This window comes from Acinetobacter sp. (genome assembly GCF_036666595.1).
In the GTDB taxonomy this organism is placed as follows: Bacteria; Pseudomonadota; Gammaproteobacteria; order Pseudomonadales; family Moraxellaceae; genus Acinetobacter.
Genome location: NZ_JAVWVO010000002.1, coordinates 133,936 through 156,857, shown reverse-complemented (window position 1 = coordinate 156,857; position 22,922 = coordinate 133,936). Strand labels below are relative to the sequence as shown.

Here is a 22,922-nt window from a genome sequence, read left to right as displayed (position 1 = left end):
TCCATCTTATTTCCCCACGATCTGAGTGACGATCAAGACCATTAGTAATACAAAGATACCTAATGCCATGCTTGATGCGTAATCACGCAATGAACCCGTTTGACGTGAACTTGTGAAGCTATGACCACCTTTTACAAGTGCGGGCAAGACTAACCACAAACGATCAATTGGATCACGACCTAAAATCTTCGCAATAAGCAAATATGGTTTCACAAAAACGATGTCATAAAGCGCATCGAAGCCCAGTGCATTACGGCAAATGTTTGCAAGACCTGCACCCAATGACGTTTTAGCAAAGCCTTTCACTGCGCTATAAGCAAACGCAAACAAGACCACACCAATCACTAAACCAACCAATGCAATACCCACAGCGGTATATTCTGCGCTGTGCATACCATGTTCTAAAGCTTCAGGAATCACAAATGCTGGAATTTTTGCTGCATTTAAAATGCTTTCCACTGGTGCTTTAAGTGCCGCACCGACGAAAGTTGAAAGTACAGCAAGAATCGCCAAAGGACCCCAGAAGGTAATGCCTTTAATCGCATGATACGGTGTATTTTCTTTACCAAAGAACACAACCCAAATGAGACGGAATGTGTAAATCGACGTTAAGAAAGCACCTGCTACACCCACCCAGTACAATGAGTTATACACTGCGATTGATTCGCCTTGCACCCAAACTGCACCCAAGATCGCATCTTTCGAGAAGAAGCCGACGGTAATGAATGGAATCGCGGCCAATGCACCGCCACCAATCGCGAAACAAGCAAATAGGAATTTGTTCTTGTAGAACAAACCGCCCATCTTGAAGATGTTTTGTTCGTGGTGGTAAGCCAAAATCACTGCACCTGAAGACAAGAACAATAATGCCTTGAAGAATGCGTGAGTCAGCATGTGGAACAGGCCTGCTTGGTAAGCTTCAGCACCCACTGCCATAAACATATAACCCAGCTGACTCATCGTTGAGTAAGCCAAAATACGTTTGATGTCGGTTTGAACCAATGCAGCAAAACCAGCCACTAACAACGTTACCGCACCAGTGATTGAGATAAACATCATCACTTCAGGCGCCATTTCAAACACGGTGTACATACGGCAGCACAGGTAAACACCTGCTGTTACCATCGTTGCAGCGTGGATCAATGCAGATACAGGTGTAGGACCTGCCATTGCATCGGCCAACCATGTTTGTAATGGGATCTGTGCAGATTTACCTGCTGCACCCAAGAACAACATCAGTGCTGTCCAAATGGTTAAAGATGAACTTTGTGTCATCACTGTTGGTGCAGCTGCAACCACTTCCGCAATGTTTAAAGTACCGAACTGTTGGTAAATTAAGAACAAAGCGATCAGTAAGAAAACGTCACCGACACGTGTTACGGTAAATGCTTTAATTGCTGCAAAACCATTTGCAGGGTTTTGGTAGTAGTAACCAATCAGCAAGTAAGAGCATAGACCTACGCCTTCCCAACCTAAGAACAATAACGCTAAGTTATCGCCCAATACGAGCAGCAACATGCTGGCAACGAACAGGTTGAAATAAGAGAAGAAACGCGCGAAGTCTTCTTCACCACGCATATACCATGATGCAAAAATGTGAATCAGGAAACCCACACCCGTCACCATACCCATCATGAGCAGTGATAAACCGTCAAGATGTAAGCTAATGCCTGGGCTTAGGTTACCTACATTGAACCATGTCCAAAGATGTTGAACATAAGTCACTTTGCCATTATTAACAAAGTCTAGACCAGCGATCAAAGCAACCAATGCAGAAAGGCCAACTGCCCCCACACCAATAATGGCAGCGACATTTTCAGGAAGCTTGTTACGACCTGCCGCTAAAAGGACAAAACCAATGAGCGGGAATAATACTGTTAAATATAAAAAACTCATCCGCGCATCTCACTAGCAGCATCCACATCCAAGTGATGGAAGCGATGGTAGAACTGAAGGACGATCGCAAGACCAATACAAGCCTCTGCCGCAGCAAGCGTTAAGATCAGAATAAACATGATTTGTCCGTCTGGTTGTACCCATGCACTACCAGCCAAAACAAACGCAAGCGCAGCTGCGTTCATCATGATTTCAAGGCTCATTAACATAAATAATAGATTGCGTCGCACCATCACACCGTAAAAACCCAGTGCAAAAAGAATGGTTGCAACAATCAAACCATGTTCTAAAGGGATGTTGCCCATTATTGTTTGTCCTCTTCTGCACCTGGTTCACGTTTGCCAAGATGGAATGCTGCAACCAACGCAGCAAGCAATAACATGGCAGCAACTTCAACCAATAATAAATAGTGAGTAAAGAGTGCTTGGCCAACGACTTTTGGACCCACAACTTCAGTACCCATAACAGGGCCAGCCGCTGTGTAGTCAGAGCCGAGCATCCACACCAACACCAAGCCCATTAAGAAGCTCATGAGTGCTGGATATGCCCAAGCAGACGATGTTAACCATTTACGCTCTTGTTCAACGGTGTGTTGACCAAGGTTTAACATCATCACTACGAATACGAATAACACCATGATCGCGCCTGCATAGACGATGATCTCAAGCGCGCCAGCAAATGGCGCACCCACGATCATAAACATGCCTGCAACTGCCAGAAGTGACACGATCAAGCTTAATAAAGCGTGTACAGGATTCGCGTTGGTCACAACACGAATCGTAGAAACGATGGCCACAAGTGCCATCAAATAAAATGGCCACATCATGGTAATAAGCTCCGTACATCAACTGGTGCGCTTTCACGCTGCGCTTGACCTTTGTCTTTTCCAGTTACAGCCATACCTGTTACACGGTAGAAGTTGTAGTCTGGGTATTTACCAGGACCCGAAATGAGTAAGTTTTCTTTCTCATATACCAAGTCTTGACGAACGTATTCACCCAACTCGAAATCTGGTGTCATTTGAATTGCAGTCGTCGGACATGCTTCTTCACACATACCGCAGAAAATACAACGTGAGAAGTTGATACGGAAAAACTCCGGATACCAACGACCATCTTCTTTTTCTGCTTTTTGTAGTGAAATACAGCCAACTGGACATGCAACTGCACATAAGTTACACGCAACACAACGTTCTTCACCATCTGGGTCACGTGTTAACACGATACGACCACGGAAACGTGGTGGAACAATTTGTTCGGCTGGCACTTCTGGGTAAAGAATGGTGTCACGTTTACGTGTCACGTGTGAGAAAACCATCCACAGTGAACGTACGATTGACCCGAACCCAGCTAGAATTTTATACATTTTATTCTCCCTGCCCTTACCACAGAATCACTGCGCCAGTAACTAATAAGTTAACTAACGCTAATGGTAAGCAAATCTTCCAACCAAAGTTCATCACTTGGTCATAACGCGGACGCATAAGTGAACCACGAGCCAAGACAAACATCATCACAAAGAATGCTGTTTTGATAATGAACCAGAATACTGGTGGAATGAACGGAATATCGATGTTAAATGGCGCTAACCAACCACCGAAGAATAGCGTGACGATCAATGCAGAGATCAGAACTACGTTGACGTATTCCGCAACGAAGAACATCCCCCATTTCATACCGCCGTACTCGACGTGGTAACCTTCCGCCAATTCTTGTTCTGCTTCTGGTTGGTCAAATGGGTGACGGTGAGTGACCGCAACACCTGCAACCACGAAGATTAAGAAACCTAAGAACTGTGGAATGACAAACCATACATCTTTTTGTGCTTCTACAATTTCACGCATGTTGAATGAGCCTGCAATTGCAACCACACCCATCAATGAAATACCCAAGAACACTTCATACGAAATGGTTTGAGCTGCAGAACGTAGACCACCAAGCAATGCATATTTGTTATTTGATGACCAACCACCAAACAATACGGCATAGACGGCAATACCTGCCATTGCCATAAAGAACAATAGACCGATGCTCATGTCTGCAACACCTAAGTATGGTGATACAGGAATAACCATGAATGACATCACTGCTGTTGCCATGGCAACAGCAGGAGCTAAACGGAAAGTCAATTTGTCAGCAAACTTTGGTGTCCAGTCTTCTTTGAACATGATTTTCAACATGTCGGCAACGATCTGGAACATCCCCCCAGGACCTACACGGTTCGGACCATAACGGTCTTGCCATAAGCCCAGTAAACGACGCTCAATAAAAGACATCAACGCAGCGATGAGTACTACAACGAGTAAAATCACAATCGCTTGAATGACTGAGTAGGCAATTGGCCAGTTCTCAGCCCAAAGCGGCGTTTGACGGATTAATTCTTGTTGCATGAATTACGCTCCTACCGCGACTGATACAGGCTCAGCAAGTGAAACCGTAGGTGCAAGACCAACTGGATAACCAATATAACCTGTAGGTAAATAATCAATCACTTGAACTGGAAGTACGATCGAAGTCTCACCTGCTTTCACAGTGATTTTTTGACCATCTTGAACATTCAAACGAGTTGCATCTTGCTCACCCACTGCAAAGACCGCTTCAGGAATACGTGATTCCATCGCAGGTGTTTTCACAGTAAATTCACCAGAAGCGAAAATGTGATGCATCGGCACTAAACGGAAGCTTTCAGGGTTTGCAACCACAACTGCTGGAGCAACGAAAGTACGTGCTGGGCGCTTCGCTAAACGATCGAATAAACGCACACCCGAATCACCACCTTTTAAGTGACCACCCACGTTATCTTGGAATTTATTCCAAGCTTGCGGTGAGTTCCAACCTGCTGACCATGCAAATGGTACCAGTGGAGACGGAGTCTGGTTCCCGACATAACCTTCCATAGAGAATGTTAATGCCGAGTCGATATCTGTCGGTTGTTTCGGTTCATGCACGTTTAATGGTGCACGCATAGAGGTACGACCAGAGTAACGACGCGGTTCACGCGCAACTTTCAAACCATGGACACGGAAGCCCGCATCTGGAGCCACATCTTGAATCGCAGCAAGTGCAGGTACGTTTTTCGCAACTGACTCGATGACATCATCAAGTAAGGTCCAAGAAATCGCTTTGCCCTTCACGCCTGTTTCAATGGCATGTAACCAGCGCCAAGATTCTTTAATCGCCAGTTCAGGTTTGTAGTAGCTCGGGTCATACACTTGGTAGAAACGTTGTGCACGGCCTTCTTGAGAGACAACCGTACCATCGCCTTCAGCAAATGACGCAGCAGAAAGTACGATATCCGCTTTCTTCACAGTTTCAGTTTCAGAGTGATCTAAAACAATCACGTCCTTACCAGAAAGTGCTGCTTCAACTTGTACCGCTGGCAAACGACGGAATAGATCATTTTCAACGATCACAACCGTGTCATAGTCTTGCGCAAACGCTTGTTCTAAGCTTTGACCACCGAAGATTGCTAAGCCCATAGAGTTCACTTCAGGAACCGTCAAGGTTAAGCCAGTATTTCCACCAAGGTTTTGCGCAACTTGTGCAGCAGCTTCCATGATGGATGCGTCTTGTAAACTTGTACCTGAAATGATCAGCGGTTTCTTCGCCGCTTTCAATGTATCTGCAATGTTCTGAGCAAATGCTTTCGCATCATCTGCCAGACCAAGAATTGCATCACCCTTCACAGCAGCAGCAACGGCAAAACCTAAACGAGCGATGTCGTTTGGAGAAGCAACCACTTCACCAGCAGCAACATCAGCTAAGCGTGTTTGCGTTGCAGCGAGGATGAAAATCGGTGATTTCGCATCTTGAGCAATACGTTGTAGCGGTTCTGCTAACCAGTCTTGGGTACGACGTTCCGCAGCCATTTCTTTGGCTTTGTTTTTCGCCGCTTGACGAACAGACAACGCCATACGTGGCGCAGTTTGCGTTAAGTCTTCACCCAAAATAAGCACAGCATCATAGCTTTCGATTTCACGCATACCCGGATTATATACACCTTCGGTTTGCATAATCGATGCAGCCAATTCAACCAAGTTTTGCTCTTTTTGAGACATACCTGTTGAATAGTTCTCTTGACCAACTAATTCGCGAAGCGCGAAGTTCGACTCAAGTGATGCACGTGGAGAACCAATACCCAAAACTTTTTTGCCTTGGATATTTGCAATCACGGTATCTAATGCCTGATCTACAGAAACTGTAGTTACTTCAGCACCATCACGGAACTGCGGTTGACGTGGACGATCTGCACGGTTCACATAGCCCGTACCAAAACGACCTTTATCACACAAGAAGTATTGGTTTACTTCGCCGTTGAAACGGTTTTCGACACGACGAAGTTCGCCATAACGCTCACCCGGAGAAATATTACAACCCGAAGAACAGCCTTGGCATACGCTTGGCGCATACTGCATGTCCCACTTACGGTTATAGCGTTCTGAGTGAGTTTTGTCGGTGAATACACCTGTTGGACAGACTTCAGTTAAGTTACCCGAGAATTCAGATTCTAAAGTACCTGACTCAGGACGACCAAAGTAAACACGTGACGCACTTGCATACACACCAAAGTCTGTACCACCCGCATAGTCGTTGTAGTAACGAACACAACGATAACATGCGATACAACGGTTCATTTCATGTGAAATGAATGAGCCCAGCTCTTGGTTGTAGTGCGTACGTTTAGTAAAACGGTAACGACGACGGTCGTGTTGAGTCATCACGGTCATATCTTGTAAATGACAGTGCCCACCTTCTTCACAGACTGGGCAGTCATGTGGGTGATTCGTCATCAAGAACTCAACAATTGACGCACGGAAGTCTTTCGCTTCTTTGTCTTCAATCGAGATGTAGGTATTGTCAGATGCAGGCGTCATACATGACATGACTAAACGACCACGCGTATCTTCAGCGTTCGCGTATTGAGTCACGGCACATTGACGGCAAGAACCGACAGAACCTAAGGATGGATGCCAACAAAAGTACGGGATATCAATACCCAAAGATAAACATGCTTGCAGCAAGTTCTCTGAGCCATTGACTTCGTACGATTTGCCATCGACATGAATTGTAGCCATAGTCGAATTCCTTAAGCTTGTTCTACGTTGCTAGTTTGCGCAGCAGCATTCACTACTTTTGCTTCAAACTCGCCACGGAAATATTTGAGTGCACCCATCAACGGTTCCATTGCACCTGGAGCATGCGCACAGAAAGTCTTACCAATCCAAAGCTTACGAGTAAGTTCTTGTAAGTGATCGATATCTTCTTTCTTACCTGTACCATCTTCCAATGCTTTCAGTGCTTTCACCGCCCACGGTAAACCATCACGACAAGGCGTACAGAAACCACATGACTCACGTGCAAAGAATTCTTCTAAGTTACGTGTCGCTGAAACCATACATTGCGTTTCATCAACCACCATCAGCAAACACGTACCTAAACGTGAACCTGCTTTCATGATGCTCTCAGCATCCATCGGTAGATCAATGTGTTCAGCAGCCAAGAAGTCTGTAGACGCACCACCCGGTAACCATGCTTTAAGCTTCAAGCCATCACGCATACCGCCCGCATAGTCTTCAATGACTTCACGCGCAGTTGTACCAAATGGAAGCTCCCAAAGACCAGGGAATTTCACCTTGCCAGATGCACCATAAATTTTTGTGCCTGGATCTTTCGACTTACCCGCAGATAAGCCGATATACCATTCAGGACCACGCAACATGATTGCTGGTAAGTTATTGTAGGTCTCTACATTGTTAACAATGGTAGGACGACCCCAAGCACCTGCAACTTGTGGGAATGGTGGTTTCGTACGTGGGTTTGCACGGCGACCTTCAAGCGAGTTGATCAATGCGGTTTCTTCACCACAGATATAACGACCCGCACCTGTGTGCACATGCAACTCGAAGTTCCAACCAGTTCCAAGGATGTTTTCACCCAAGTAACCTTTGGCACGAACTTGCTCAAGCGCTTCATTTAAGTAAGCAGCTGCTTCAATGTACTCACCACGAATGAAGATATAACCATGGGTTGCTTCTAGCGTATACGCTGCAATCAACATCCCTTCGATCAATTGGTGAGGAAGTTTTTCCATCAACAAACGGTCTTTGAAGGTCCCTGGTTCCATCTCATCGGCATTACAAATCAGGTAACGTGGACCTGAGTTGTCATTTGGCGCCATCAAAGACCATTTGATCCCTGCTGGGAAGCCTGCACCACCACGGCCTTTTACGGTCGCAGCTTTAATCACTTCAAGCACATCTTTCGGCGGCATGGTGATTGCTTTTTTCAGCCCCGCATAACCTTCAAGCGCTTCGTAAGCATCTGCATTACGAACGTGCTCTTGCTTACTCAAACGCCAAGTTAATGGATGCGTTTCTGGGTTACCTTCGCCATAAATTGGTTTTGGTTCGGTATTCATACATACTTCTCCAATAACTGTTTCACTGAAGAAACTTCAACCAAACCGTGAGTGTCTTCATTCACCATTAAGGTTGGGCCTTTGTCACAGTTACCTAAGCAGCAAATCGGCAGCAAAGTAAAACGACCATCAGCAGTCGTTTGACCAAACTGAATGCCTAACTCGCGCTGAAAAGCTTCTGCTAAAGTTTCCGCACCCATCAAGAAGCACGCGATCGAGTCACAAAGTAAAATGACGTTACGACCCACGGGTTGACGGTAAATACGGTTATAGAAAGTTGCAACACCTTCCAAATCAGCAACACTGATTGTCAATAACTGAGCAATGGCGTTTAGCTGCGCGTCATCTACCCAGCCATTACGGCGTTGTACACACTTCAAAGCATCCAAAGATGCTGCGCGTGGGTACGGGTAGTGACCAATGTGATGTTCAATTTCGTGGATTTCGTCCGTAGTCAAAATCCCTTCAACATTCACGCGTGGCTTTTTATCAGTCAAAATCATCATAATGCGTTTACCCCTTAGCGATCCACGTCAGCCATAACGACGTCAATAGTCGCTAAATAAATGATCAAGTCAGACATTAAGCTGCCGTTAATCACAGAAGGCATTTGCTGTAAATGCGTGAAGGTCGGTGTACGAATACGGGTACGGTAACTCATGGTTGACTTGTCTGAAGTCAAGTAGTAGTTCGACGCACCTTTTACCACTTCCGCCATCACAGATGCTTCACCTGCAGGCATGACTGGACCCCAAGATACGCTTAAGAAGTGCGTAATCAAGGTTTCAATGTCTTGTAAAGTCTTGTCTTTTGGTGGTGGAACAGCCAATGGGTGATCTGCTTTGTACGCACCTGAAGGCATGTTGTCTAAACATTGCTTCACGATTTTGAGTGATTCTTCAATTTCACGGAAGTGAACCATCACACGTGCATAAGCATCGCCTTCGTACTCAAGTGGGATGTCGAAGTCGTAGTTTTCATAGCCACTGTACGGGCGATATTTACGAACGTCAAAATCAATACCTGTTGCACGCAGACCTGTACCAGTCACGCCCCAAGCCAATGCAGATTTTGCATCATATTGAGCTACGTTACGGGTACGACCAATAAATACTGAGTTGCGTAATGCAGCTGTATAGTATTCATTCATACGCTTCGGCATCCAATCTAGGATTTCACGAATCAGATGCTGCCAGTTGTTTGGCAAGTCATGCGCTGTACCACCGATACGGAACCATGCTGGGTGCATACGGTAACCAGTGATTGCTTCAATCGCGTCATAGATTTTTTGACGATCCGCAAACATGTAGAAGACTGGTGTCATACCGCCGGCATCTTGAATCGCAGTACCGATATACAATAAGTGGTTATTGATACGGAACAATTCAGACATCATGACACGGATACATTGTGCGCGGTCAGGTACAGTAATACCCGCCATTTGCTCCACACCCATCACATAAGGCATGTTTTGCGCACAACCACCTAAGTAGTCGACACGGTCGGTATAAGGAATAAATGAATGCCAAGTTTGACGCTCAGCCATCTTTTCCACACCACGGTGGTGATAGCCAATATCAGGCACACAGTCTTTCACTTCTTCACCGTCCAACTGCAAAATGATACGGAAAGCACCGTGCGCAGATGGGTGGTTCGGACCTAAGTTAAGGAACATGAAATCTTCGTCGTCATTTCCGCGCTTCATACCCCAATCTTCAGGTACGAAACGAAGGTGTTCCTGTTCGTAATCCTGCTTCGCTTGGTTCTGCATATACGGTGTATATTCAGTGGCACGTGCAGAGTATTCTTTACGAAGAGGGTGACCTTCCCAATAGGTTGGCAACAAAATACGACGGAGCATTGGATGCCCTTCGAAATTGATCCCGAACATATCGTAAGCTTCACGTTCGTACCAGTTGGCATTTGGCCAAATGTTGGTTGCAGTTGGAAGATTTACATCATTTTCATTCAATGCAACTTTGATACGAATATCACTATTACGCTCAAGCGATAATAAATGATAGAACACAGTAAAGTCAGACGCAGGCAAACCGTCGCGGTGTGTACGTAAACGTTCATCTACCGCAGACAAGTCAAACAACATCACGTATGGACGTGACACTGTACGCAAGAACATTAAAACTTCTTGTACGCGCGCGCGCTCAACCCAGACTGTTGGAAAGTCTTCAAAAGTCGTTTGCACATAGAAGTTCTCGCCAAATTTGGTTTTGAGCTCTTCTACAATTGCAAATGCTGGGCGTGAATCAACTTGCGCTGACTCTGGCATAGCGTTTTCAGTTTCAGCCATTGGCTTGGCTTCCTATTTAATACAAATTCATTCAACCTAAACGACAACTACACCCAGACCGGGTGCATCAAAACAACTGTCGTTTAAATTATTTAATTTCATCCATAGAGCGTAAGTTTTTCACTGCAATACGTTCAGCATTCTTACGGTCACGTTCTGGCATCATCTTTGGCTTATACACTGGCTTAAGATCATCACCAATCACGGCAGAAAGTGGACGGCGCTCTAGTTGAATTTGGTCTTGTAACAACATTAATGCTTGGATTAATGCTTCTGGACGGGGTGGGCAACCTGGAATATAAACATCGACTGGGATGATTTTATCCACACCCTGTACAACTGAATAAATATCGTACATACCGCCAGAGTTTGCACATGCGCCCATTGAAATAACCCACTTCGGTTCCAACATTTGTTCATATAAACGTTGAATAACTGGAGCCATTTTGACGAAACATGTACCTGCAACAATCATCAAGTCAGCCTGACGAGGTGAAGCACGGATTACTTCGGCACCGAAACGCGACAAGTCATGCACGCCTGTTAAAGTCGTTGCATACTCTACGTAGCAGCAAGATGTACCAAAGTTAAACGGCCAAACTGAGTTCTTACGACCCCAGTTCACTGCTGTATGTGCCACGTCCTCTAAACGAGTCATGAACACATTTTTATTCACTTCTTCTTCAAGCGGATCCGTTACGATTTGACGCTCTTGAAGTGGATATTGATCAGCATCCGGATTCGCACGGGTTAATGTATATTTCATCCCGAGTTACTCCTTATCAGACGATTTAGCCGGTGACTTATCTTTCACACGACCAGATGATTGAGCTGGGATTTGACCTGTAGGGTCCATAACCAACTCTTCAATTGAATTAAAGCGAGTGATTTCTGCAAGATTCATATTTGGAGAACCAACTTTAGGTTTAATCCCTGCTGCTTTACGTTTGTCAGAAGGCGACCAGTTAAGCGCACCAGTAGACAATTCATAAACCAAACCAACGAGTAAAACTAAAATAAATACTGCTGCAGTGGTGAAACCCACCCAACCCACTTCACGAACCGATGTAGCCCATGCGTAAAGGTAAAGCGCCTCTAAGTCGAATACGACGAAGAAGATTGCAACCAAATAGAACTTTGCTGACAGGCGGATACGTGCGCCACCAGCACCAACCACACCTGATTCAAATTGCTCTTGCTTTGCACGACCCCATGACTTACCCCCAAGGAGTAATGGGACAGTGAGCATAAAGACGCAAAGAAATGTAACGCCGATCACGAAGGCAATAATTGCCCATTCGTATGGAGTAATGGCACTCATGCGGGGATAACTCCTGGCAGGCCTAATTTATTAACAAAGAATGCATGTATTGGCCTTCAAATACACCAAACACAAAATTAATCCCGCCAATTGTACCCGATTGCTGACGTAAGTTGCTAGCTTATAGACCTTCGTCTTTAGGATGATTTCTCTTCGTTTTTTGAGATTTTTTCGATGAAAGCCCTTTTATTTCGAAACCAATCGCTTTATCTAATAAAACACTACTATTCTATTATTTTTCCAAATTTTGACATTCAAACAAAGCCTATAAAGCATTTTTCAGCCTGATTCCTATAACAATCACACAATCAGCAGTTTAAAAAACTCAGCTCAGCAACCGTAGCATTTTGCTTATTTTAAAAGTACAAAAGTAGATTAAGTCACTCATATTTTTTGTATTTTTTTGCAAATCACTCCAATCAATTAATGCACTTGGCTTTTTCTTGTGCTATTGATAGAGACAACCAACAACAAAGAATAAGGAGCACCACATGAGTCTGGAATTCACCCATAAACCTAACTATTTTTTATTTGCCCAGTTGCTTATTCGCCATGTTGAAACTTATGTTCGTAAACACCCCGATGCCAATAATGCCATCTTTGATTTACGCGACATTTATGAACTTTTTCGCCAAGACAAAGCTTCAGCCACCACCAACCTTGATGGCATTATGAATATTGTGGATGAATATAAAATTGAAACGATTAATGGTGATCAAAAGCTCATTAGCCGTTATGGCATAGACACCCAAAACAACTCGTTATTGATTGACTTTAATGCAGATGCGCTTGAAAGCCTAAAACAAGGCAAGCAGATTATTTCTCCCGATGCCAGCATTCAAGAATAAGTCAGCATGAAAAATAAAAAAGCACCGAAATTCGGTGCTTTTTTAATGCTTAACTTTTTGAATCTGTACTATCTTTAACACTATACTTCTTTTTAGACTTACTAAAGCGATGTGCCGGCCATGTCATGGTAAAACGTGCACCACCGAGACTTGGACTCTGATCGACTTTAACGCTACCACCGAACCAATAGGCAATCCGGCTCACAATCGACAAACCTAAACCATAGCCACCCGATGCTCGAGTCCGACTATCATCCAAACGTGCAAAGGCTTCAAAAACGCGCTCTCGCTCGTCTTCTGGAATACCTGGCCCATCATCTTCAACACAAACATAGGCCATACCACTGTCATTAATACCACCACTGACCAGCACCTGATGGTCGCCATAACGAACCGCATTACCAACCAAGTTCTGCACCACACGGTGTAAATAACGGCGCTCAGCTTCAACTTTCAAGGTTAAAGGAGGAGCATTTAAATGAATTTCTTTTTGGGTCTTTAAAGCTTCCGTCTCAACCACCACCTGATCTAAGACTTCAAACAATACAATGTTTTCAATATCGAGTGAGGGCGTGCCCTGCTCCAACTTGGCATAGGTCATGATTTCATCAATTAAGGTATTTAAAGCCTCAATGTCTTTATCAATCATATCGACTTGCTGAAGACGGTATTCATAATCATCTTCTTCAGCCAGCATTTCCATACCAAAACGAATCCGAGCAACGGGCGTACGAAGCTCGTGCGATACCGCACGCATCAGCTCGCGCTGCGCCTCGATGAGTCGCTGAATATGGTCTGACATGCTGTTATAGCTATTTGCTAGACTGGCCATTTCATCCGTGCCATCGACAGGCAAACGTAGGGTCATATCACCTGCTTTCATACGGTTTAAACCGTAATTGACCTCTCGCAGTTTACGCTGCATCGGCACAAGCAAGCCATACACCCCTAAACTCAGCACAAACAGGCTCAACAAGGTAATCCCTGCTGCGAGCTGAAACGGCATCCAGTTGAAAATAGGTACAGGACCCAATACCAAAACCTTGCTCGGTGAACTTGGTAAAGGTGGAGACACAATAGAAATGGTGGTGCCACGCACAGAGGCACTATCACGATATAAGATCACGCTATGATCTAAACGTAAACGCCCTATCTGCTCCGACTCTAAAGCCAGATTTTGTACTTCTTCAATCTGCACAGGATAAGAGAAATGTTTCTGTACTTTTTCCAAGTACTCTTCTTCTTGACCTGGGTAATACACCAAATAATCTAGGATAAAAATCGGGAGTGCTTTCATTTGCAACTCGCCAATCTTATCTACTTTAATATACAGTAAATGTTTCGGATCATCCTTTAGACCAATAATCAGGTATGCGACTTGTGTCTGCGCATCATAACGCACAGCTGCTTTACGCTCACTGATCCGTTTTAATTCTGCACGACTCAAATCCACCTTATCGGTAGGGATCATATTAATCGGCAGTTCCAGCAAATCTGAAGCATCTGAAATCCAGTCTGCTTTTTGCTGTGCATTGGTCTGACGGGATACACCTTCACTAATAATAAAGGAAATCCCGTCCGTCAAAGACTCGCGATATTCTTGCACTCGCTGATAGTTAATAATTTGCACAAGCAAATATCCCATGAGGGCAACAATAGCGACCAACACTACCAGCCCAGCATAGATACGCAAGAATATACTGTGTTTGAACACTAAAAATGTCCCGTTTTAACGAATCAAATAAACGGCTTAAAGACCATTGGTTTCTTTTACAAATAAGTAGCCTTTACTACGTACCGTTTTAATACGTTTTGGATTTTCAGGATCATCACCAATTTTTGGACGAATACGCGAAATACGCACATCAATTGAACGGTCTTGACCGTCATATTCAATACCACGTAAGCGCTCGAAAATGTCTTCGCGAGAAAGAATGCGACCTGCATTTGAAGCCAACAACCACAATAAGTCGTATTCAGCGCTGGTAAAGTCAACCAACTCACCATTTAAAGTCACTGAACGACCGCCGTTATCGATCACCAGATCATCAAATTCGATACGCTGCGCAACTTCATCTTCTGGCGCTTTGTCAGTACGACGTAATAAAGCACGAATACGTGCAAGTAAAACACGTGGCTGAACTGGTTTTGCCACATAGTCATCTGCACCCATTTCTAGACCAAGCACTTGATCCATATCTTCAGTACGTGCAGTCAACATCAAAATCGGCTGGTGATAATGTGGACGAACTTCACGGCAAATGGTTAAACCATCTGCACCTGGAAGCATCACATCCAACACCACCATATCGGGTTGTTCTGCAATAATACGGCGAATGGCACGGTTACCATCGGGTTCTACCCCAACCTCAAGACCATTACGGATTAGGTATTCTTGAGTTAAGCGAGCTAGGCGCTCATCGTCTTCTACGATTAAAATTTTTGGTAACTTTTCTTCTTGGCTCATGGAGTGCCCCTTTATTTTGACGACTTAACGTATCCTTTAAAATCCAAGGGATACGCTCTGATATATTTTGCAATATACACACGTTTACATTGTAAACAAGATCTTGTTCACCAAACTGATACATCAAAGTAGCATTTTGTTATACATTTTTTTAGCCTCCAAATGAGCGCTTTCTCGCGTTTGCTGTATATCCAACCAAAGCAAAAGAAACGTTTCTTTACAAAATGGCGATTTTTCATACCAAGCCACTGTTTGAACAGTTTATAACTCACTCATTCGTCTGTTTTGAACTTATCCACAATGTTATCTATAAGCACTTAAACCGAGCTTTGTTATGCTATCGCCTTGTCTAATAAGGCTTAATACAAGAATCATAAAAAAGGGATCTTTTTGAGATCTTTTCGAGACCAGATCGATCAAAATATTTAATAAAATGTCAATATTGATCTACCCTGAATTTTCCCGTATCTTGTGTTCAATTAATTTTTAAACCACTAGGTCTTGTGTTTAAACCTCAAACACTGTGGCATAAAAATTGCCCAGTTCAAATGGTCCATAGACATAAAAATAGATGACAAAATGGAGCTATGCTAGCATGAGCGTATCGAATTCAACCCCTGGTCAAATTCAGGTGATTAAACGCACTGGAGATGTTGCCAGCTTTGACGCAGAAAAAATCTCTGTTGCCATTGGTAAGGCATTTTTGGCTGTTGAAGGCCAACAAAGTGCTGACTCAAGCCGCATCCACGATCGTATTTCTCAACTTACCGAGATGGTATTAAATACGTTCAGTCGCCGCCTACCTTCTGGCGGTACAATTCACATCGAAGAAATCCAAGACCAAGTTGAACTTGCGCTGATGCGTACAGGTGAACAGAAAGTTGCTCGTGCGTATGTCATCTACCGCGATCAACGTGCTGGCGCACGTAAACAAGCAGGTGAAAACCATCACCCAACCTTACAAATCACTGACGCGAATGGTCAGCTTCAACCGCTTGACATGCGTAAGCTTGAAGCGACTGTAACAAAAGCGGCTGAAGGTTTAGAAGGCATTAATGTTCAAGCGATCATCGATGAAACCATCAAAAACCTTTACAACGGTGTAAAAGCGTCTGATATCGCAACCACGATGATGATGGCAACACGTACCCGTATCGAACAAGAACCAAACTATACCTACGTGACGGCCCGCCTACTTCGTGATGAATTGGTCGCAACAGGTTTAACTTTCCTTGGTTTGTCTGAAGACACAACTGAAGGTGATGCTTTAGAAACTTTCCTGAAGAAAGGGATTGAGCTAGACCTACTTTCACCAGAGCTTCTTAACTTTGACCTTGCGAAATTGGCCGCAGCGATTCAACCAGAACGCTCAAACCAATTTACGTACTTAGGTCTACAAACATTATTTGATCGTTACTTCATCCACTCAGATGGCGTACGTTTCGAATTGCCACAATTATTCTTTATGCGTGTTTCGATGGGTCTTTCACTCAACGAAGCAAACCGTGAAGAACGTGCAATCGAGTTCTACAACCTATTGTCGAGCTTTGATTACATGGCATCTACGCCTACCCTGTTTAACTCAGGTACGCTACGTCCTCAGTTGTCGAGCTGCTACTTGACCACGATTGATGATGACCTGTATGACATTTATGGCGCTATGCGTGATAACGCAATGTTGTCTAAATGGGCAGGCGGTTTAGGTAATGACTGGACGCCAGTTCGTGCTCTGAACTCGTATATCAAAGGTACAAACGGTAAGTCACAAGGTGTAGTTCCATTCCTTAAAGTGGCGAACGATACTGCTGTTGCGGTAAACCAAGGTGGTAAGCGTAAAGGTGCAGTCTGTGCATACCTTGAAACTTGGCACTTGGACATCGAAGAGTTCCTAGAGTTACGTAAAAACACCGGTGATGACCGTCGCCGTACGCATGACATGAACACGGCAAACTGGGTTCCTGACTTGTTTATGCAACGTGTTTTTGAAGATGCTGAATGGACACTGTTCACGCCGTCTGAAACACCAGACCTACACGACTTAATGGGTGCAGAATTCGCTGAGCGTTATGCACACTATGAAGCAATTGCAAAAGAAACAAACATGTTGCACAAGAAAATCCGTGCAAAAGATTTGTGGCGCAAAATGCTGTCGATGTTGTTTGAAACAGGTCACCCGTGGATCACATTCAAAGACGTATGTAACTTACGTTCACCACAACAACACGTTGGTGTAGTTCACTCTTCTAACTTGTGTACAGAAATCACATTAAACACAAGCAAAGATGAAATTGCGGTATGTAACTTAGGTTCAATCAACCTTGTACAACACGTTCAAGGTGGTGTGTTAGACCGTGAAAAGCTTGCACGTACAGTGAAAACAGCGGTTCGTATGCTCGATAACGTGATCGACATTAACTACTACGCTGTACCTCAAGCGAAAAACTCGAACTTGAAACACCGCCCAGTGGGTATGGGTATCATGGGCTTCCAAGATGCGCTGTATGAAATGCAACTCGCTTATGGTTCTGATGCAGCAGTAGACTTTGCTGATGAATCGATGGAAGTGATCAGCTACTACGCAATTTCAACATCAAGTGATTTGGCTGTTGAACGTGGTACTTATGAGACATTCAAAGGTTCACTGTGGGATCAAGGTATCCTGCCTATTGACTCGCTTGACCTTGTTGCTAAAACACGTCCTGAGCGTATGTTTGAAGTTGACCGCACTCAACGTTTGGACTGGGACACTTTACGTGCCAAAGTTCAAAAAGACGGTATGCGTAACTCGAACGTGATGGCCATTGCACCGACTGCAACCATTTCAAACATTTGTGGTGTGTCTCAGTCGATTGAGCCAACATTCCAAAACTTATATGTAAAATCGAACCTATCAGGTGAATTCACAGTGATCAACCCGTACCTAGTACGTGCGTTGAAAGACCGTGGTCTATGGGACTCTGTGATGGTGAATGATCTGAAACACTTCGAAGGTTCAGTTCAAAAGATTTCTCGTATTCCTGAAGAGCTTAAAGCAATCTTCGCAACGGCATTTGAAGTTGAGCCACGTTGGATTGTGGATGCTGCATCACGTCGTCAAAAATGGATCGATCAAGCGCAGTCTTTAAACCTTTACATCTCTGGTGCAAACGGTAAGAAACTGGACTTGACCTATAAAATGGCTTGGTTACGTGGTCTAAAAACAACGTATTACCTCCGAGCTTTAGGTGCAACTTCTGCTGAGAAATCAACCATTAACACTGGTGCATTGAATGCAGTAAAACCTGCAACTGTAACGGCAGCGCCTGTTGCAGCAGTTGCTCAGGAAGTTAAACCAGAAGTGGTTACTGAAGATGAAGGCTTCGGTCAAGCCGCTCCAGTGCCAATGGCGTGTTCAATTGACAATCCAGACTGTGAGGCTTGTCAGTAATAACCTCCCCTAACCCCTCCTAAAAGGAGGGGAATTACACCAAACTTATTGAGGTGTGAAAGTCCCTCTTTCATAAAGAGGGATTTAGGGAGATTAAAAAATTAAAGACAACCTAGGAAATCACCATGCTCCATATGACACATAACTATATGTTAGGTCTTGCGACCTTGGTGATTTCCTTTGTGGTTTTGTTTTATATGCCCATTGCCTACTTTTGGGTAAAAGCAAACCAAAGCAAAAAGCGAAAGCAAAATAAGTCGTGAGAATCGCGTTCTATGCACAGTTTTAGAACAACGGTTGGCAAAACTTAATTTTGCTTTCACAAATTAAGCGTATAGTAAGACATCTCAGCGTAGCTGGTTGTCGATAAAAGATATAAAGCAACGTAGAGAGAATTGATATGTCTATCCTAAGTTGGGACGATTTCGAAGATGATTCGCAAAAACCGGCTGCACCTGAACACAAGTCTGCGCCCGTCGAACCGCAAAAAGCGGCTAATCCGCAGATGGTATCTGCTGCAGAGCAACCACAGAAGAATGTGGCAACTGCACAACCCGCTTCAACCCCTCGAAGCCGATCAACAAATTCAGCCGATCCGTTGGCAAGAGCATCTAACGCCTTAGAAAGCTTAGATGTTGCTCCAGGTCTAGAAGAACTAGAAATGGGCGCACAACGTGTACAAGTTGACGACAAGGCTATGATTAACTGTCGTGCGGACTTAAACCAACTTGTACCGTTCAAATACGAATGGGCTTGGCAAAAATATCTAGACGGTTGTGCAAACCACTGGATGCCTCAAGAAGTGAACATGAACCATGACATCGCGCTTTGGAAGTCTGAAAATGGCTTAACTGAAGACGAACGTACCATTGTTATGCGCTCACTTGGTTTCTTCTCTACAGCAGACTCATTGGTTGCAAACAACTTGGTCTTGGCGATTTACCGTCACATTACCAACCCTGAATGCCGCCAATACATTTTACGTCAAGCGTTTGAAGAAGCTATTCACACTCACGCTTACCAATACTGTATCGAATCTTTAGGTATGGATGAAGGCGAAGTCTTCAACATGTACCGCGAAGTACCATCAGTCGCACGTAAAGCAGCTTGGGGCTTGAAATATACGCAGTCTTTGTGTGATCCTACTTTCCAAACAGGTACACCTGAAAACGACCAAATTTTGCTTCGCAACTTGATCGCATTCTACTGTGTTCTTGAAGGGATTTTCTTCTACTGTGGTTTCAGCCAAATCTTGTCGATGGGCCGTCGTAACAAAATGAATGGTGTTGCTGAGCAATTCCAATACATCTTACGTGATGAGTCGATGCACTTGAACTTTGGTATCGATATGATTAACCAAATCAAGATCGAAAACCCAAGCTTGTGGACTGCTGAATTCCAAGAAGAAATCATTCAAATGATTCTTGAAGGTACGATGCTTGAAATCGAATATGCGCGTGACACTATGCCACGTGGTGTATTGGGTATGAATGCTGCGATGATGGAAGAATACTTGAAATTCATCTGTAACCGCCGTTTAGCACAGTTGGGCTTACCTGAGCAGTTTGCTGGTGTGAACAACCCATTCCAGTGGATGTCTGAAATGATGGACTTGCGTAAAGAGAAGAACTTCTTCGAAACACGTGTGACAGATTATCAGACTGGTGGTGCGTTGAGCTGGTAAGGTAAAACACTGACGTCACGCAACACATATGTTGTCATAGAAAAAGGCTGCTATTTGCAGCCTTTTTCTATTAGAAACAAATTATCGTAATTCTTTGATCATAGTATTACCTTGTTGATCTAAAGACGTATATTGGCTTCGAGCATAATCAACCAAATCTTTAGGATAGTAAGGTTTATCTCGATAGCTACTATCATCTATTCTTAATATAACAGTAACTGCCGCTGCTTCAAGCGACCAATAGCCTGGGAAAAAACTACTTTTATGCCGGTCATGATAAGGCTCACGTTTGCTAGCACCATACCATTCATCTAAATACTGTGACATCAACTTAGGTCGGTCTTCTTCTTTTGCTGCAAATACTTTATCTAGTTTTCGATAAGGTAGTTGTCTTAAATATACAGCTGAAATTTCACGCTCAGGTAACCATGGTGATACCAACTTATCTAACAAGGCATCTTGTTCGTCATTTTCATAAGCCAAAATATCCAAGATCGTAGGTAAATGTTCAGGTTGACCAAATAGTATCGAAAAACAAACTAATTGTAATGCTTCCCAATAGTCATCCGCAATTAACTCTAAATGTGGAACTAAATGACCATCACACTCGCTACTTTTATGAAAATTAATATGATGCTTTGCATATAACTGCCAATATTCAATAACATTGGGAAAATATTCTGATAACTCTTTTACAGGTAATCCTGCTGAATAGCTGTAAATGATAAGTTCCAATCCTTCTTTTCCAAGTAAATTAGATGCCATCATTAGCTTAGTATAAATAGACTCCAAAGGTAGTTGTTTAGAATTGTTGATTGTTTCTAAAGTTATAGGAATCCCTTCTATTGCCGAAGTTGCCACCATTTCATAATCTTTATACTTTTGATAAGACTCTCTTCTTTGTATTTTCCAATCACTTTCATTGAGTAATCTAATCATCAAAGCTATTCCATCAATACTATGATCTGGTAGTAAAATTATTAGTTGCTGTAAACTAAATAATTTACATTTAGTCTCAATCAGTTTATTCATTAACAACTGCAAAATCTTTGTTATAAAAAAAGAACTTTGTAAGTTCCTTTACATTCATATTAATGTATTAAATCCAAATACCAAATCTTTTCATCCCAAGCATTATTTGGAATCGCTGGCATCACATCACCTTGGTTAAAATGACGTTTCTCCATGTTGTTTGCTGGGCTATACTATTCACCTGATTGAGGGCATATTTCACATGAAAAACAACGTAAACGCTTGTCACCATCCTCAGCATTACCTTGTTGATCTAAAGACGCAATTGACTTCGAGTCATAATCAACCAAGTCCTTTGGATAGTAAGGTTTGAATAGCCATGTGTATCTTGAATAAATCAAGAATCGAGGAACTAAGATCAAAAAGTTTAAAATTCAAATTAATTTTCACCGTCAAACTGCCAGTACACATCCCCCCAATCACTTTCAAAATCAGGGAAAATGTCACCTTGATTAAAAAATCTTCTTGAATTTTTTTTTGCTGTAGTGTACCAATAGCCTGATTGAGGGCAATGCTCTCGACCCCGAACATTATTTGTGAATTGATGATCAATAGGATCGTTAAGTGGATGTTTAATTCTCTCCCATACGTCTCCATTGAATCGAATCAATTTTTTATACGAAAGAACCCATAGAACACCATCTTTTTCCTCTATAGATGTAATTCCTTTAATATCCTTAATAGCATCAACTAATTGATAAATTCCTTCTGAATATATATATAGGCCATCTTCTGATGCGATATATAACTTATCTTTATAGTAAGCGGTAGAATAAAAAGTAGAGTTGATACTTATATTTTTTAGATTTTTAAAACCATCTTTAAAATTACCCATTATTAAAGTTCCATACGCTCCTGAAATTATAATGTTCTCTTTATCTGGACATATTGTAATTCCATATAAAGGAGAAGGAGTTATTCTTTCAATAACATTCCAAGATGACCCATTATAATAGGATATGAAACCTTCATTTTTTTTTATACCACAAATATAAATATCATTAGAATTAAATCCATTTATATCATAAAGATTAACATCAAAGCTCAACTCCAAATCCATATTTAATTCATCTGTTTCTGGTATATTTAATACTTCTTCAGAAAAATCTATTCCTAATGCTCTCCAATCCTCATTATGATTCACGTAAATTTGAGATCCATCGCCACAAACATACAACAAATTATCTATAACTCTAATTCTATTGAATTGCCCTTGGATTTTAGAATCATCAATCGCGCGAATTTTTTGTAGTCGATTTTTATTTTCTTGAAAGATGCCTAAGTCGCCATCTTGCTCAAGTGCAAGCAAAGAAGATACCCCTGAATTTTCAAAAAAGGCTACGGAAATAACTTTCCAACCATCTAAATCTATACCTACCCATTCATTAGATTGGTGTTTATATATGAATGTTTTTGAAAAGAGATCCCAAGTATCTAAGCTATCAAGATTAGAAGTCAGATAAAAATTTGATTGGCTTATAGCACAACCAGTAACAAATGTTATTGATGAATTATTCATTTA

At 42.9% G+C, this 22,922-nt stretch carries 18 protein-coding genes and 1 pseudogene; 3 read left to right on the top strand and 16 right to left on the bottom strand.

All coding sequences use genetic code 11. From position 1 onward, the window contains the following. Positions 1-6: 6 nt before the first annotated feature. From nuoL to RR876_RS03890, 11 genes are all read right to left on the bottom strand, one after another. The gene (gene nuoL / locus RR876_RS03940) at positions 7-1,896 is read right to left on the bottom strand and encodes an NADH-quinone oxidoreductase subunit L (protein WP_094148762.1); all 1,890 of its coding nucleotides are present in this window, start codon (positions 1,894-1,896) and stop codon (positions 7-9) included. Continuing rightward, positions 1,893-2,201, bottom strand: coding sequence for an NADH-quinone oxidoreductase subunit NuoK (nuoK, locus tag RR876_RS03935; RefSeq protein ID WP_004695395.1), 309 nt, complete (start codon positions 2,199-2,201; stop codon positions 1,893-1,895). The genes nuoL and nuoK overlap by 4 nt, the downstream gene beginning before the upstream one ends. Then, entirely contained in the window at positions 2,201-2,719 is a 519-nt protein-coding gene (gene nuoJ / locus RR876_RS03930) for an NADH-quinone oxidoreductase subunit J (protein ID WP_171056751.1), read from the bottom strand. Before nuoJ ends, nuoK begins: the two co-directional genes overlap by 1 nt. Then, positions 2,719-3,261, bottom strand: a complete 543-nt coding sequence (gene nuoI / locus RR876_RS03925) for an NADH-quinone oxidoreductase subunit NuoI (RefSeq protein WP_004651038.1) — start codon at positions 3,259-3,261, stop codon at positions 2,719-2,721. Before nuoI ends, nuoJ begins: the two co-directional genes overlap by 1 nt. 16 nt (positions 3,262-3,277) lie before the next feature. Then, entirely contained in the window at positions 3,278-4,285 is a 1,008-nt protein-coding gene (gene nuoH, locus RR876_RS03920; protein ID WP_004695391.1) for an NADH-quinone oxidoreductase subunit NuoH, read from the bottom strand. A gap of 3 nt (positions 4,286-4,288) precedes the next feature. Next, positions 4,289-6,970, bottom strand: coding sequence for an NADH-quinone oxidoreductase subunit NuoG (gene nuoG, locus RR876_RS03915; RefSeq protein ID WP_332476653.1), 2,682 nt, complete (start codon positions 6,968-6,970; stop codon positions 4,289-4,291). A gap of 11 nt (positions 6,971-6,981) precedes the next feature. Continuing rightward, complete coding sequence (gene nuoF / locus RR876_RS03910) at positions 6,982-8,313, bottom strand: NADH-quinone oxidoreductase subunit NuoF (RefSeq protein WP_332481826.1); 1,332 nt, start codon at positions 8,311-8,313, stop codon at positions 6,982-6,984. Further along, positions 8,310-8,819, bottom strand: a complete 510-nt coding sequence (gene nuoE, locus RR876_RS03905; RefSeq protein ID WP_004695385.1) for an NADH-quinone oxidoreductase subunit NuoE — start codon at positions 8,817-8,819, stop codon at positions 8,310-8,312. Before nuoE ends, nuoF begins: the two co-directional genes overlap by 4 nt. A gap of 14 nt (positions 8,820-8,833) precedes the next feature. Beyond that, positions 8,834-10,621 carry an NADH-quinone oxidoreductase subunit C/D gene (nuoC, locus tag RR876_RS03900; protein WP_078426486.1) on the bottom strand — a complete coding sequence of 596 codons (1,788 nt, stop codon included), beginning with the start codon at positions 10,619-10,621 and terminating at the stop codon, positions 8,834-8,836. 88 nt (positions 10,622-10,709) lie between these two features. Beyond that, a complete protein-coding gene (locus RR876_RS03895) occupies positions 10,710-11,387 on the bottom strand; it encodes an NADH-quinone oxidoreductase subunit B (RefSeq protein WP_004695382.1) in 678 nt (225 codons plus the stop codon). A 6-nt stretch (positions 11,388-11,393) separates the two neighbouring features. After that, on the bottom strand, positions 11,394-11,942 hold the full coding sequence (locus RR876_RS03890) for an NADH-quinone oxidoreductase subunit A (protein WP_004695380.1): 549 nt from the start codon (positions 11,940-11,942) through the stop codon (positions 11,394-11,396). Positions 11,943-12,433: 491 nt separating this feature from the next. On the opposite strand from RR876_RS03890, the gene RR876_RS03885 reads away from it, so the two are divergent. Then, on the top strand, positions 12,434-12,790 hold the full coding sequence (locus tag RR876_RS03885) for a hypothetical protein (RefSeq protein WP_004695379.1): 357 nt from the start codon (positions 12,434-12,436) through the stop codon (positions 12,788-12,790). Positions 12,791-12,839: 49 nt separating this feature from the next. Here the strand turns inward: RR876_RS03885 and bfmS are convergent, their stop codons facing one another. Both bfmS and bfmR read right to left on the bottom strand, forming a co-directional pair. After that, positions 12,840-14,504 carry a sensor histidine kinase BfmS gene (gene bfmS / locus RR876_RS03880; RefSeq protein ID WP_332476654.1) on the bottom strand — a complete coding sequence of 555 codons (1,665 nt, stop codon included), beginning with the start codon at positions 14,502-14,504 and terminating at the stop codon, positions 12,840-12,842. 36 nt (positions 14,505-14,540) lie between these two features. Next, complete coding sequence (gene bfmR, locus RR876_RS03875) at positions 14,541-15,257, bottom strand: response regulator transcription factor BfmR (RefSeq protein WP_004695375.1); 717 nt, start codon at positions 15,255-15,257, stop codon at positions 14,541-14,543. Between the two features lie 595 nt (positions 15,258-15,852). On the opposite strand from bfmR, the gene RR876_RS03870 reads away from it, so the two are divergent. Beyond that, entirely contained in the window at positions 15,853-18,684 is a 2,832-nt protein-coding gene (locus RR876_RS03870; RefSeq protein WP_332476655.1) for a ribonucleoside-diphosphate reductase subunit alpha, read from the top strand. A 400-nt stretch (positions 18,685-19,084) separates the two neighbouring features. Beyond that, positions 19,085-20,368, top strand: a complete 1,284-nt coding sequence (locus RR876_RS03865) for a ribonucleotide-diphosphate reductase subunit beta (protein ID WP_332476656.1) — start codon at positions 19,085-19,087, stop codon at positions 20,366-20,368. An 81-nt stretch (positions 20,369-20,449) separates the two neighbouring features. Here RR876_RS03865 and RR876_RS03860 read toward each other — a convergent pair whose 3' ends face one another. From RR876_RS03860 to RR876_RS03850, 3 genes and pseudogenes are all read right to left on the bottom strand, one after another. Next, positions 20,450-21,307, bottom strand: a complete 858-nt coding sequence (locus RR876_RS03860; protein ID WP_332476721.1) for a PoNe immunity protein domain-containing protein — start codon at positions 21,305-21,307, stop codon at positions 20,450-20,452. A gap of 152 nt (positions 21,308-21,459) precedes the next feature. After that, positions 21,460-21,723: pseudogene (locus tag RR876_RS03855) on the bottom strand (hypothetical protein); the annotation flags it as partial. A gap of 56 nt (positions 21,724-21,779) precedes the next feature. Next, on the bottom strand, positions 21,780-22,919 hold the full coding sequence (locus RR876_RS03850; RefSeq protein WP_332481825.1) for a hypothetical protein: 1,140 nt from the start codon (positions 22,917-22,919) through the stop codon (positions 21,780-21,782). Positions 22,920-22,922: the final 3 nt, after the last annotated feature.